General features: G+C 50.6%; 16 protein-coding genes. 9 read left to right on the top strand and 7 right to left on the bottom strand.

Annotated features, from left to right (window positions below; translation table 11 throughout):
* Positions 1-103: 103 nt before the first annotated feature.
* Positions 104-610 (bottom strand): DUF2680 domain-containing protein, encoded by a 507-nt coding sequence (locus tag ACZ48S_RS02920; RefSeq protein WP_464213892.1) that lies wholly within the window; start codon positions 608-610, stop codon positions 104-106.
* 384 nt (positions 611-994) lie between these two features.
* Here ACZ48S_RS02920 and rsgA point away from each other — a divergent pair, with 384 nt between their 5' ends.
* The gene (gene rsgA, locus ACZ48S_RS02925) at positions 995-2,095 is read left to right on the top strand and encodes a ribosome small subunit-dependent GTPase A (RefSeq protein WP_464213894.1); all 1,101 of its coding nucleotides are present in this window, start codon (positions 995-997) and stop codon (positions 2,093-2,095) included.
* Positions 2,096-2,212: 117 nt separating this feature from the next.
* A complete protein-coding gene (locus ACZ48S_RS02930; protein WP_464213896.1) occupies positions 2,213-2,410 on the top strand; it encodes a hypothetical protein in 198 nt (65 codons plus the stop codon).
* A 66-nt stretch (positions 2,411-2,476) separates the two neighbouring features.
* On the opposite strand, the gene ACZ48S_RS02935 is transcribed toward ACZ48S_RS02930, so the two are convergent.
* Complete coding sequence (locus tag ACZ48S_RS02935; protein ID WP_464213898.1) at positions 2,477-3,583, bottom strand: aminopeptidase; 1,107 nt, start codon at positions 3,581-3,583, stop codon at positions 2,477-2,479.
* Between the two features lie 160 nt (positions 3,584-3,743).
* On the opposite strand from ACZ48S_RS02935, the gene ACZ48S_RS02940 reads away from it, so the two are divergent.
* Complete coding sequence (locus tag ACZ48S_RS02940; protein ID WP_464213900.1) at positions 3,744-4,358, top strand: hypothetical protein; 615 nt, start codon at positions 3,744-3,746, stop codon at positions 4,356-4,358.
* On the opposite strand, the gene ACZ48S_RS02945 is transcribed toward ACZ48S_RS02940, so the two are convergent.
* Positions 4,350-4,985 (bottom strand): nucleoside monophosphate kinase, encoded by a 636-nt coding sequence (locus ACZ48S_RS02945; RefSeq protein WP_464213902.1) that lies wholly within the window; start codon positions 4,983-4,985, stop codon positions 4,350-4,352. The two genes, ACZ48S_RS02940 and ACZ48S_RS02945, sit on opposite strands and share 9 nt — an antisense overlap.
* Positions 4,986-5,179: 194 nt before the next feature.
* On the opposite strand from ACZ48S_RS02945, the gene ACZ48S_RS02950 reads away from it, so the two are divergent.
* The 3 genes from ACZ48S_RS02950 to ACZ48S_RS02960 all read left to right on the top strand — a co-directional run bounded on the left by ACZ48S_RS02950 (position 5,180) and on the right by ACZ48S_RS02960 (position 6,300).
* Positions 5,180-5,473, top strand: coding sequence for a zinc-ribbon domain containing protein (locus ACZ48S_RS02950; protein ID WP_464213904.1), 294 nt, complete (start codon positions 5,180-5,182; stop codon positions 5,471-5,473).
* 96 nt (positions 5,474-5,569) lie between these two features.
* Positions 5,570-5,959 (top strand): fluoride efflux transporter CrcB, encoded by a 390-nt coding sequence (crcB, locus tag ACZ48S_RS02955; protein WP_464213906.1) that lies wholly within the window; start codon positions 5,570-5,572, stop codon positions 5,957-5,959.
* Complete coding sequence (locus tag ACZ48S_RS02960) at positions 5,956-6,300, top strand: DUF190 domain-containing protein (protein ID WP_464213908.1); 345 nt, start codon at positions 5,956-5,958, stop codon at positions 6,298-6,300. Before crcB ends, ACZ48S_RS02960 begins: the two co-directional genes overlap by 4 nt.
* On the opposite strand, the gene ACZ48S_RS02965 is transcribed toward ACZ48S_RS02960, so the two are convergent.
* Positions 6,276-7,361, bottom strand: coding sequence for an alpha/beta hydrolase family protein (locus tag ACZ48S_RS02965; protein WP_464213910.1), 1,086 nt, complete (start codon positions 7,359-7,361; stop codon positions 6,276-6,278). The genes ACZ48S_RS02960 and ACZ48S_RS02965 overlap by 25 nt on opposite strands.
* A gap of 178 nt (positions 7,362-7,539) precedes the next feature.
* Between ACZ48S_RS02965 and ACZ48S_RS02970 the strand changes: the two genes are divergently transcribed.
* Together ACZ48S_RS02970 and ACZ48S_RS02975 are read left to right on the top strand one after the other, a co-directional pair.
* Positions 7,540-8,079: a response regulator gene (locus tag ACZ48S_RS02970; RefSeq protein WP_464213912.1), complete on the top strand. Its 540-nt coding sequence runs from the start codon at positions 7,540-7,542 to the stop codon at positions 8,077-8,079.
* Positions 8,080-8,119: 40 nt separating this feature from the next.
* Positions 8,120-9,637: a PAS domain-containing sensor histidine kinase gene (locus tag ACZ48S_RS02975; RefSeq protein WP_464213914.1), complete on the top strand. Its 1,518-nt coding sequence runs from the start codon at positions 8,120-8,122 to the stop codon at positions 9,635-9,637.
* Here ACZ48S_RS02975 and ACZ48S_RS02980 read toward each other — a convergent pair.
* On the bottom strand, positions 9,634-9,903 hold the full coding sequence (locus tag ACZ48S_RS02980; RefSeq protein ID WP_464213916.1) for a DUF167 domain-containing protein: 270 nt from the start codon (positions 9,901-9,903) through the stop codon (positions 9,634-9,636). The two genes, ACZ48S_RS02975 and ACZ48S_RS02980, sit on opposite strands and share 4 nt — an antisense overlap.
* 55 nt (positions 9,904-9,958) lie before the next feature.
* Between ACZ48S_RS02980 and ACZ48S_RS02985 the strand changes: the two genes are divergently transcribed.
* A complete protein-coding gene (locus ACZ48S_RS02985) occupies positions 9,959-10,441 on the top strand; it encodes a CinA family protein (RefSeq protein ID WP_464213918.1) in 483 nt (160 codons plus the stop codon).
* A 19-nt stretch (positions 10,442-10,460) separates the two neighbouring features.
* On the opposite strand, the gene rph is transcribed toward ACZ48S_RS02985, so the two are convergent.
* Both rph and ACZ48S_RS02995 read right to left on the bottom strand, forming a co-directional pair.
* Complete coding sequence (gene rph, locus ACZ48S_RS02990) at positions 10,461-11,195, bottom strand: ribonuclease PH (protein ID WP_464213920.1); 735 nt, start codon at positions 11,193-11,195, stop codon at positions 10,461-10,463.
* Between the two features lie 105 nt (positions 11,196-11,300).
* Complete coding sequence (locus ACZ48S_RS02995) at positions 11,301-12,572, bottom strand: glutamate-5-semialdehyde dehydrogenase (RefSeq protein ID WP_464213922.1); 1,272 nt, start codon at positions 12,570-12,572, stop codon at positions 11,301-11,303.
* Positions 12,573-12,574: the final 2 nt, after the last annotated feature.

Consider the following 12,574-nt stretch of genomic DNA (forward strand, 5'->3'; position numbering starts at 1 on the left):
CTGGTGGGGGCTTTGCCGCAATCTTTTGTTAAATAGCCGGACGGCGGGCCCGGAGGCCAGCCGTCCGGCGGGTCAGGGATCAGGTTTTGGTGAGGGCGGCTGTCTAGCGGCGCATACCGCCGAAGCCGGCTTTAGCACCGCCGGGTCCGGCGGTTTCACCGGTCAGACCCGCGCAGGCACCCGTGCCTCTTGGAGCGACGTCAGAGTTAATCCTAGTCAGGATACTCTGTTCCATGTTCTGGAGCATGAAATCTGCCTGTTCCTGGGTAATCCGGCCTTCTTCTACCGCGGCCTGGAGAATCTCCTGCCGCTGTTCCAGCATGGCTGAAACCAGGGCATCTTCACTTACTCCCTGGGCAGCGGCGATTTCCGCCAGTGTTTTGCCTTCCAGGCGCAGTTCATAAAGCTCTTCATGGGTCAGTCCCAGTACATCCGTAATGACGACTGAATTGCCTCCGAAGGCGCCTTTGAAGCCTCCGCCCATCCCTTCTCCGGTACAGGTGCCGGGGACTACGGCCGGTTCATCCGCGGCAAAAGCCGCAGTGCCGAACCCAGTGGCCAGAGCCGCTACGGTCAGGGTTACCGCTGCGATCTTCCAATTCTTTTTCATTTTTGTCACCACCTTTCAATATGTATTGGTTATATTCTCATGATAACAAGCGATTATGGAGATAATATGGAGACGATTTGTTGATTTTGAGGAGATGATTAAGTTGCCGGCTGTTGACCTGTTGACGCCTCCGGCGGGCGGTGCTAATATTTGATGGTTAATCAAGTAGTAACAGGAGGGATATTGATGGCTGTATTTAATACCGCGATTGCTGCGTCTTATCCTTTCGGGTCTGCCGGTTGACTTGCTGAAAACTTGATAATGTTCAGGGTTTAGTCAGGCCGCTCCGAAGGGAGCGGCTTTTTTAATTACGAAAAGCCGCGGACGACAGCCGCGGCTTTTGATTTTCCAGGTAACGCTATACATTAATGGAGATTATTCAAGTTGAGTGATTCAAAAATTACTACGATCGAAGATATGGGTTGGGATGAGTTTTTTGCCGCTAATTTTCGGCTCGCCGGTATCACCGGACAGTTCCCGGTTAGAGTTACGGCGGAATCCCGCGGGTTATGGCTGGTCCGCAGCGAAGACCGGGACTACCGGGCTACGGTTTCAGGCAGGCTGCGCCATGACGGCGGAATATTCGGCATTGGGCAGCCTGCTGTCGGAGACTGGGCCGTCTTTAAGCCGGACACCGATGGCGACAGCGGGGTTATTCACGCCGTGCTGCCGCGAAAAAGCAAGTTCACCCGTAAGATGGCTGGAGAAAAGACCGCTGAGCAGATTGTGGCGGCCAATATTGACACCGTATTTATTGTCAGCGGTCTTGACGGCGGTAGGAACTTGAACATCAGGCGCATTGAACGATATCTTACCCTGGCCTGGAGCAGCGGAGCCTCACCGGTATTGCTGCTTAACAAAATCGATATTTGCCCCGATTACGCCATTCGGCTGAGAGATGTTGAGGTTATTGCCATGGGTGTGCCGGTACACGCGGTTTCAGCCAGAGACGGCAGCGGAATAGATGAGCTGCGTGGTTACCTGGGTTACGGCAGGACGGTTGCCTTTATCGGCTCCTCGGGTGCCGGTAAGTCCGCCCTCACCAACGCCTTGACCGGCGAGGAAAAACAGAAGACCGGTGAAGTCCGCGCTGACGACCTTGAAGGACGGCATACCACTACCCGGCGGGAGATTTTTTACGTCCCCGGCGGTGGGATGGTGATTGATACTCCGGGTATGCGGGAACTGCAGCTGTGGGCTGGTGAGGATGACCTGAACAACACTTTTTCAGAAATTGCTGAATTGGGACGTGGATGCCGTTTTAATGACTGCACTCACACCGGTGAACCCGGGTGCGCGGTACTGCGGGCCGTTGACAAAGGCCAACTCGATAATGGGCGTCTGAATGGTTACCACAAGCTGAATAAAGAACTGGAACACCTAGCCATGAAAGAAGACCAGCTGGGACGTCTGCAGCAGAAAAAAGAAGGGAAAAGGTTTTCCAAAATGGCCAAGAACCTGCAAAGGTATAATCTTAAAAAATAACCGTTCTCTGGTATATGGAGGAGGCTCCAGGCAGGTGACTTAGGTTACTTACTTCCGGAAGAGGGTCAATTAAAATGTGGCTACATGAATAAAAAACTATACGGAGGTAAATCTGATATGTACAAGATAAAGAGTTGCCCTCGTTGTCATGGCGGCGACATATTCAGCGCCAGCGATGAATACGGCTCTTATGAGCAGTGTTTTCAATGCGGCTGGGTTAATTACGGCGGTAAGGTATTAACCCAGGAAGAAGCCCAGGCTGAGAAAAAAGTACCCGTTGGTTCCGGTTCCAGAGAGGGCAGGGGCAGACGTTAAGTACCAGGCGTGAATTTTAAAGCGGGGGCGCATGAATAATGCACCCCCGCTTTTTTTGTCGGAAGCTTAGATATCAATGACAAAGGCCCCGTTTTGATACAGCAGTTCCCCATCGACTTTTATCTCGCCGCCATTACGCAGGTCGCAGACCATGTCCCAGTGAATAGCGGATTCATTTTTAGATCCGGTTTCTGGGTAACCCGCTCCCAGCGCCAGGTGGAAACTGCCGCCTATTTTTTCATCAAACAGGATTTCACCGGTGAATTTGCTGATGCCGTCATTGGTGCCGATAGCAAATTCCCCCAGGCGCCTGGCGCCTTCGTCCGTATCAAGGGTCCGCAGCAAAAACTCCTCGTTTTTTTCAGCCGTGGCTTTTACTACCCGGCCTTTTTCAAACCACAGCCGTACTCCGGTTACTTCCCTCCCGTTTTCTATGGCCGGATAGGAGAAATAGACCTGTCCGTCAGCGCTGTTTTCAACTGGTCCGGTGAATACTTCTCCGTCAGGAATGTTGAAGCGACCGTCGCATTTAACAAAACTGCGGTCTTCTATTGACAGCTTGAGGTCAGTTTCTGACGCGGTTATATGGACCTGCCTGCGACCCTTGAGCCAGTCTATTACTTTCTGCAAACGATGGCTCTGGGCTTCCCAGTATTTTATTGGGTCTTCCGTGTTCGGCATACAGGCGCCGTACACAAAGTCCTGATATTCTTCCAGGCTCATTTCAGCGTCCTGGGCCATTGCGTTAGTTGGGTACGGGGCGACTACCCAGTTGAACTCACCGGCGGCAGACCTTTTCATCATCGTTCGCATCAGGTCGGTGCGGGCGCGGTCAAACATAACCATTTTTTGAGGGTCAATGTTGGAGAGTTTTTTGGTATTTTCTTCAGCCAGGATGGCGAAGCGGGCGTCATAATTTTCGGAAACGTGCCGCTGTGGCTGATGGATGAATTCGAGCTGCTCGTCAGAGCCGTAGCGATACAGCAGGTCATCAAAGTCACCGCGGGGCATAACAAAAGGGTGGCCGCCGGCCTTGAGGGCTTCAAGGTAGATGGCGCGGGCCAGCGGCATAGCGGCCGCCGGGGTATTGATGACTGCTTTATCACCAGGTTTTATACGGGTTGAATAGCGGACTAATAATTCGGCCAGCTTTCGGACGCGGGGATCGGCCATTTTCAGCCTCCTTTGGTTCAATTGACTATATTTTAAACCTTAATTGTTCACTCGGCAAAAGGTGAATTGGTATATTCAAATATATCGGCACCTGAATCAGATAATATTTAAGCAGGCTTTTCAGGTCTGATATACTTAAATTGACGGTGCTGGAGGTGTTATGTTTTCAAAGATCATAAGGGTACTTAAAATTGAACTGAAGCTGGGTTACTACCTGATACTATGGGTCCTGCAACGGAAGCGGCCTGTTGAAGGGGAGCACACTTATCACCGAAAGTCCGCCGTCATGGCGTTGACCTTTGCTTTTCTCTTTGTAACTCCGGCGGCTATTCTGCTGCTGGCATTTATTTTAGCCCAGGAATGGCTGACCTGGACGCTTAGCATACTGGCTTTTTACGCTCTGTACTGGACCCTGGGGCTTTACGCTTCAATGGTAGCTTTGCCTCACCTGATGAAAGAAGACGGATTCCTCATTCGCTACGGTGTGCTGTCTTATGTTTTTATTCCTTACAGTGATATTGAATCCGCCGAACTCAGCTTAGAGGGCATCGGGCAGAAGGGTGACGGCGTCAAATTCAGCAGTGATGAACCGACGGTGTTTTTCAGCGTGGGCAGCACTACCAGGATTAAAGTTTCGCTGAAGCAACCGGCGACTCCGGTATTATGGGGTAAAAAGACAGTCCCGGTGGATAGTGTATTCATCAACGCTGACCGGCCTGATTTGCTGGTAGAGGACCTTAAGCGACGTCTGCCCGGCAGCAGTGACCTAGGATAACCTGGCTTTTCGCCTGAACAGAGACAGGATTTCTTCAGCGGTGCTTTGGCTGCCGACCGGTACTTCTATTACCGGTACACCGTGCTCACGATAGTGATCAATCAGCGGAATGGTTCTTTGATTAAAGATATTCAGCCGGTCAATGACTTTTTCCAGTTCATCGTCTTCCCGGCTGCCGCGGTCTCCACCGGTATCCTGCCTGATTCGTTCCAGCACTGTTTCCGGAGTGCATTTCAGCAGCAGCAGCGCTGTCACGCGGATACGGTTACGCAGAGCCATGGCCTGTCCGATATGCCGCGGCAGGCCGTTCATTATTACCATGTCTCGGGGGGAGCGGATATTACTGTTAATAAAACCCGCCAGCAGCTTGTCGGCAATAGAGAAATGGCGGTCTTCCAGCAGGGTGCCGTGAAAAAGTGATTCGTTGATTATTCGCAGTTCCTGCAGAATCAGTGAGCCGTCGGGACTGGCAGAATAATGGCGCAGACTCTCTCCAAAATCAAAATGAAAACAGCTTCTGCCATGCAGGCCGGTTTTCTCAATCAGTTTTCCCAGCGGTGTTTTTCCGGAGCCGGTGGGGCCAATGATGACCAGGGCGTCCGGAAGTGTCTGTTTGCTTCGATTCATGGTTTTGGACTGTTTTACCTTGTTTAATTGGTCTGAATTCGGTTTCGGTTTGGTTACGGTTGACAGTAAGCGTGAGCCGTGGCATACTCTAGTGCGGTTGAAAGTTGGTGTCTCAATCGAGAATGGTGAATGCCATGGTTCGGATGACCTGACCGTAAACCAAAGTATATATCAAAAAGGAGCAAGAGTCATCCATGGCCGAAGACAGAACCATTCAATGCGCTGATTGCGGAAGCGATTTTACTTTCAGCGCCTCGGAGCAGGAATTTTTCAATTCAAAAGGGTTCACCAATGACCCCAAACGTTGTCCTTCCTGCCGACAAGCACGCAAGCAAAGCCGCGGCGGTGCCGGAATGGGTGGCGCGCGCCAGATGTTCCCCGCTGTATGCGCCGCCTGTAATAAAGAGACCGAAGTCCCCTTCGAACCCCGCAACGGACGGCCGGTGTACTGCAGCGATTGTTTCGCCAGCCAGAAAACAGAATATTAATAAAATATAAGCGCAAGACTGAAAAGAGGCAGCATGCTAATTTTGGCATGCTGCCTCTTTTTTGTGTTTATTGGATGAAGGTCATAAAATAGCACCATGAATCTTCTCCTGCTGATTGGTGCATCCGGGGCAATTGGAGCGATTTCAAGGTACGCTCTTTCCGGGGCGGTTTATTCCCTGATGGGACAGGGATTTGCCTATGGGACCCTGGTTGTCAACATCCTGGGCAGTTTTCTTATAGGTTTGGTTATGCACCTTGGCCTGACCACGGATATCATGTCTCCTCATTTGCGCACCGCCCTTACCGTTGGGTTTTTGGGGGCTTTTACTACCTTTTCCACTTTTAGCTATGAAACCGTTCAATTCATTCACGAGGGCGCATGGGGCGCCGCGGCACTTAATATACTGACTAATGTGGCTTTGTGTATTATGGCGGTACTGGCCGGACTTTATACCGGAAGACTGATTGGCGGAGGTGTCTCATGAGAAAACTGGAAGGTGAACAGGTGCTGATGCGCATCTTTGCCGGCGAGGCCGATACTGTTTCCGGGAAGCCTTTGTATATGGCCCTGCTGGAGCTTTTTATGCGGAGCGGTTTAGCCGGGGCTACCGTACTGCGGGGTATTGCCGGCTACGGGGCGCGCAGCCGTATTCATTCCGCTCACCTGCTGCGTCTTTCCCAGGATTTGCCTATAATTGTTGAACTGGTGGATACCCAGGAAAATTTGGACAATGTGTTGCCGGAGATAGAACGGATAATGGATGATGGTTTAATAACCATGGAGAAGGTAAGAGTCCTGCGCTACGGGTCAACATCGGAAATGTAGAGTGCCAATGCCGGTGATTTATGCGACAGGACGGCCTCAGCGGAAATGTCTTTTTTAAGGTAGAGATCAAAAAAGGCCAGCGAGTATTCATTTATTGTCATGAGTTGTTCATCTTTTTCGTTGGCAGCCGGTACCCAGCCCAGCCCGGCGTCAGTTTCCGAGAAGGTAAAATGGTCGGCGTTACTGAGCACCAAATAATAATATGGTTGATTAATTTCATCTTCAAGATGCCACATCGATTCTTCCGGTCGGTTGAGCAACAGGTCATAATCTCCGCGCATTGACATAACAGGGATGTCAATACTGGTTATGTTTTCTTCATATGGGAAGATTGGTGAGGACAGCAGTAATGCCGCTTTCACGCGCGGGTCCATTTTTTCCGGGTCGGGGTGGGCGCCGATGAGTCCCAGTGTAGTCAGGCCGCCGAAAGAATGCCCGCCCATGCCAATGGCTTCCGGGTCAATACCCTGGAAAAACATGGACTCAGGCCGGCTGTTTTCACCCAGCATATAATCGAGTAACGCGGAAGCCAGCGGCAAACGGAAGGTATCAAAATATTTTTCATAGGTTGTATGCAGGTAGCCTTCTATGCCACTGTCAGATGTATAGTCGTCAAAGTTGATAAAGTCGAAAAGGCTTGACCAGATGCCGTCATCAAAATGAACTGAAGCCACGATATAGCCTTCACTGGCCAGTTTTTCCTTGAGGAACAGGGACTGCATTTCCGAGGCGTTGAATCCGTGATTGAAAATTATAAGCGGATATGGAGCTGCGCCCCCCGCCAATGCTCCGTCAACCGCCAGGTAGCTGCTGGTGTCTTTGTAATAATTGTACTTTTCAGCCGTTTCACTTGATGGGTACCAGACAGCAGCGTCAGCCGTCCGTATCTGCCCTGAAGGTTCCTGATAATTAAGTTCGAAGGTATGCAGGCCGACCCGGTGGTTTTGCTCCGGCAGCGGGTATTCCCCCGGGGACGGTAAAAATTGAAACAGGACAATAGCCAACACCACTATTGAAAGACGCTCGACAGCGGCTAGTCCCAGCATGATTTTCAGACTCATTCTGATATTATAGCATGGCAGCAGTAGTCGACATAATATGATAAATATGGTTATTGATTTCTAATGTTGGACGCGAGCGAAAAGGGACTAAAACCCGAAATAACTTGACGCAAATTGTCTAAAATAGTATATTCATCTCCATTATACACAAAGGTGTTAATAATTAAGGAGGTCTCTTATGCCTGAATTAATGACTGTACGTGAAACAGCGGAGTACCTGCGGGTAACGCAAAAAACCATTTACCGGCTGCTGCAGAAAGGCACTATTCCGGCTCTCAAGGTAAGTCACAGCTGGCGCTTTGATAAAGCGGCAATTGATGACTGGCTGCGTTCTACCGCGGTAGGCGCTAAAGCTACCATACTGGTGGTGGATGATGACCAGACTATAAGAGACCTGTTTAAGGATATCCTGGAAGACGCCGGACACAATGTTGTCACAGCCGGCAGCGGGGCCGAAGCGCTGGAATATATCAAGGCTAAAGATTTCGCCCTGGTTTTCCTGGACCTGAAGATGCCCGGTATGAACGGCGCTGATGTGCTGCGTAAAATAAGAGCTATTGACCCTGATTTACCGGTTACCATTATCACCGGATTCCCTGACAGTGAAAATATGGCCCAGGCCCTGGCCCAGGGGCCTTTCGGGGTGATGAACAAGCCATTCGGGGAAGCTGATGTTTTGAACGCCGTGAAGAGTTTTATCCGTATTGACCGAAGCTGACGCTCAAGGTTACAGTCTTATACGGAGGAATTGGTAAAGCATGGCAAATACGGAGACTGAAAAAAAGACGCCAAGAGACCAGGCATCACAATTACTGCTCAGTGACTCGGTCAACACATTCCGCACCATGTTTGAACGTACCGGGACAGCCAAAGCAGTCCTCAACAAGGAAGGCATAATCGTGATGGCCAATCATACTCTGGCGCGATTGGTTGACCTGAGCGTCCAGGAAATTGAGGGCAAACATTCATGGTTTGAGTTTGTAGCCGAAGCAGACCGTAAAAAAGCCCTGGAATACCACAACCTGCGGCGCAGTCATCCGGGGCTGGCACCGGAGAGGTATGAATTCGTACTCATTGACCAGAACGGGGGCAGTCATGATATTGAATTAAATGTGGCTGTTTTTCCCGGTACCGATTTGTCTTTATTGTCCTTGATTGAAGTTACTCATTTAAAAACAGCCCAGGAGATGGGTCGTCTAACCCGGTTTGCTGTTGAGAATGCCGGTGAATCTATTTTTTGGTTGAACGAAAAAGGCGCTGTCCTTTATGCCAACGCCGCCGCAACCCGGCTGCTGGGTTATAACCTGGGAACCATGATGTCGCTCAATATCAAGGATATTGATGTTGAAACTTCCAGCCGGGATTGGAAGAAATATGTTGCTGAACTGAAAAAAAGGGATTCCCTGGTTTGGGAAACTGAATACCGTCGGGTAGACAGCCGGGTAATCCCGGTGGAAGTGCTGCTGAACTTTATTCAGTTGGGGGACAAAGGCTATTACTGGGCTTTTGTCCGCGACAATTCCGAACGGCTGCAAGCTGCTGAAAGAGAAAAACAGCTTCAATCCGAACTTAATTTATCCGGTCGTCTGGCTTCGGTAGGAGAATTGGCCGCTGGTGTAGCTCATGAGATCAACAATCCATTGACTGGTATTATCGGGTTTTCCGACAGGCTGCTGCGGAAGTGCAATGACGAAAAACTGACGGTTGATATCAAGCGTATTCATTCTGAAGCTCAGCGGGCGGCCAAAGTAGTGCAGAATCTGCTGACTTTCGCCCGGCAGCGAGAGCCACATAAAGGTTCGGTGGATATCAACGAGATTATAACCGAAGCCCTGGAACTGCGTGAATATGAACTTCGGCAGAACGGTATTAAAGTAGTTACTCATTTGGCAGATTTACCGGGCTACTGGGCCGACTATTATCAGCTGGAGCAGGTTTTTGTCAATCTCATCATCAACGCTGAGCAGGCAATGATGAATGCGGGTAAGGGAGACAAGCTGATAATCACCACCGGTGAGATGGATGGCTATATTGTGGTTACTATCGCTGACAACGGCCCGGGAATAAAGCGGCAGAATTTGGAAAAAGTATTTGACCCGTTTTTCACTACCCGCGGCGATTGCGGCGGCACCGGGTTAGGCCTTTCCATTTGCCATGGTATTGTACAGGAACACAACGGGCGGATCACCGCTACCAGTGAACCTGGGCAAGGGACAACTTTCACCGTATCACTGCCGCTTAAAACCGGCAATGAGGAACATCGGGCTGAAGCTTAGTCCAGCAGTTTTTTCCGGACTTCGGTTTCTTCAATTCCATTGAAAACAACCACCTTGTTCCTGGATGTATGGCCTCGTATAATGCGGATCTGATTTTCTTTGAGCCTGGTTTTTTCGGCCAGCAGACTTATCAAGGCCTGGTTGGCTTTACCTTGTTCCGGTGGGGCGGTGAGTCTGACTTTTATGCCGTTGCCGTATTCACCCGAGATTTCATTTCTGCGGGCTCCGGGCTGAATACGAAAATTGATAGTTGAATCACTTGTCATTTTATTTGGTCCGGTTTGTTATAATAACCTCTGATATTGAGAGAGTATAAAGTAATTGACTGATTTGGAAAAGCAACTGGGTGAACTGCTGATAAAGCAAGGCCTGAGCATAGGTACTGTCGAGTCGGCTACCGGTGGGCTCATAGCCGCCCGGATTATTTCAGTTCCCGGGGCTTCGGATTATTGCAAGGGCGGCATAGTCGCCTATCACAATGAAATTAAAACGGGACTGGTGGGGGTGGAGTATTCGGCGCTTTTGGTTTATGGCGCGGTCAGTTCTCAGGTAGCGGAACAGATGGCTGGTGGAGGACGCCGGGTATTAGGAGTGGATATATGCCTGTCGGATACCGGTATTGCCGGTCCCGGCGGGGCGGCGCACAAACCGGTTGGTTTATTTTATATCGGACTGGCAACGCCATGGGGCACCTGGAACCGGAAATTTGTATTCAAGGGCAAACGGGAAGAAAATCGACAGGCGGCGGTCAAGGCGGCGCTGGAATGGGTGATAGAGACACTTTCAAGGCGCCTTAATTCTTAAGTGATTAACCATCAATGGGTTACGGTTGTTGCCTGGTTTCCTTCAGAGCCTGTGATTGGATTTCGAAAAGCTGCTTGATGCCCTTATCAGCCAAATTCAGTACAGCATCAATGGTATCCCGGGAATAAGCCTTTTTTTCGGCAGTTCCCTGTATTTCAATAAACTCTCCCCTGGAGTTCATTACCAGATTGAAATCGGCATCAGCGCCGCAGTCTTCATCAAAAGCCGGGTCCAGTAGCAGATTCTGGTTATTGATGCTTACGCTTACAGCGGCTACCTGGAAGGTTAACGGCATCTGTTTGATTACGCCGAGTTTTACCAGCCTGTCAAAAGCCAGATAAAGGGCAACATAACTGCCGGTGATGGCCGCGGTCCTGGTACCGGCATCCGCCTGTATTACGTCGCAATCGACGACGAAACTACGTTCGCCCAGCAGTGACATATCTGTTACCGCTCTCAGTGACCTGCCGATGAGCCGCTGGATTTCCTGACTCCGCCCGGATATCTTGCCCTTTGCAGAATCACGCGGGGAGCGGGTGGTTGTCGATCTCGGCAGCATGGAGTATTCAGCTGTTACCCAGCCGGTGCCGGAGTTTTTCAGAAACTGGGGGATCCGGTCTTCCATGGATACGGAGCAGATTACCCTGGTTTGTCCCTGTTCAATAAGCACCGAACCTTCGGCATAGGGTTGAAAACCGGGATTTATTTTTACCGGACGAAGTTCGTTGGGCGCGCGGCCATCTATTCTTGACATTGATTTCCCTTTCTTTAGCTATTTGAAGCTGCAAGCAGTCCTTTTTTAAGATCGCCGCCACTGGCGTTGAATGAGAAAACTGGAAACAATCGATAATGTTTACGGCTAAGGGCGTATCTGGCCTGAGCCGTAAACAAGCCATTTGTAACTGGTTATTTCCTTCAGTCCCAGAGGTCCGCGGGCATGCATTTTCTGGGTGGAAATACCAATTTCCGCCCCCAAACCGAACTGGGCTCCGTCAGTGAAGCGGGTGGAGGCATTGACATAAACCGCTGCCGCGTCAGCTTCGTTAAGAAAACGCTGAGCATTGGTGTAATCTTCAGTTAATATTGCTTCCGAATGGCCCGAGCCGTATGCCGCGATATGTTCCAGGGCCGCATCGATTGAATCAACCACCTTGACTCCGGCGATAAGCGCCAGGTACTCACGGCCCCAGTCTTCATCCTGGGCTGGAACAATATTCAGGCCCTTACGGTCAGCCAGGATTGATCGGGCTTTATCATCACAGCGCATTTCCACCCCGGCCTTTGCCCACTCTGCCGCGATTCCCGGCAGGAAAGCCTCGGCGATGTCTTTATGTACCAGCAGGGTATCCATGGCATTGCAGACCGTGGGACGCTGCACTTTGGCGTTATAGGCAATGGCAATAGCGTCATCAATTTTAGCGGTTTCATCGACAAAGGTGTGGCAGACACCGATGCCACCGGCAACCACCGGTATGTTAGATGTTTCTTTGACAGATTTAATCAGGCCGGCACCGCCGCGGGGAATAACCAGGTCGATATACTCGCTCATGTGAAGCAGGGTAGGAACCAATGCTCTGTCGGTGTTGTCAATGAATTGGACGGCGGCAGAGTCCAATCCAGCCCTGTCCAGGGCATCGTGGATAATACTGACCAATACGCGATTGGAGTTTATGGTTTCTTTTCCGCCGCGCAGAATGACAGCATTGCCTGCTTTTAGACACAAGGCGGTAATATCCACGGTAACATTAGGCCGTGATTCGTATATGGCCGCGATGACGCCGAGCGGCACCCTTTTTTTACCGATCACCAGGCCGTTGGCAAAAGTGCGCATGTCAAAAACTTCACCTACGGGATCAGCCAGGGAAGCGATGCCCCTGACATCAGCGGCAATAGCTTTAATGCGCGGTTCATCAAGGACCAGTCGGTCCAGCATGGCATCGCTCATGCCGGCGGCTTTGGCTTCAGCCTGGTCAGCGGCGTTGGCCTTAATAATATCAGTCCGTCGGTTTTCCAGGTCATCGGCGATATATCGCAGGGCGGTATTTTTTTTCGTCGTTGTCGTACAGGACAGTTTACGGCTGGAGACCTTAGCCTGGCGGCATTTATTCTCTAATTCTTTTTCAGCATTCATGC

It is taken from the genome of Dehalogenimonas sp. NIT-SK1, assembly GCF_055384165.1.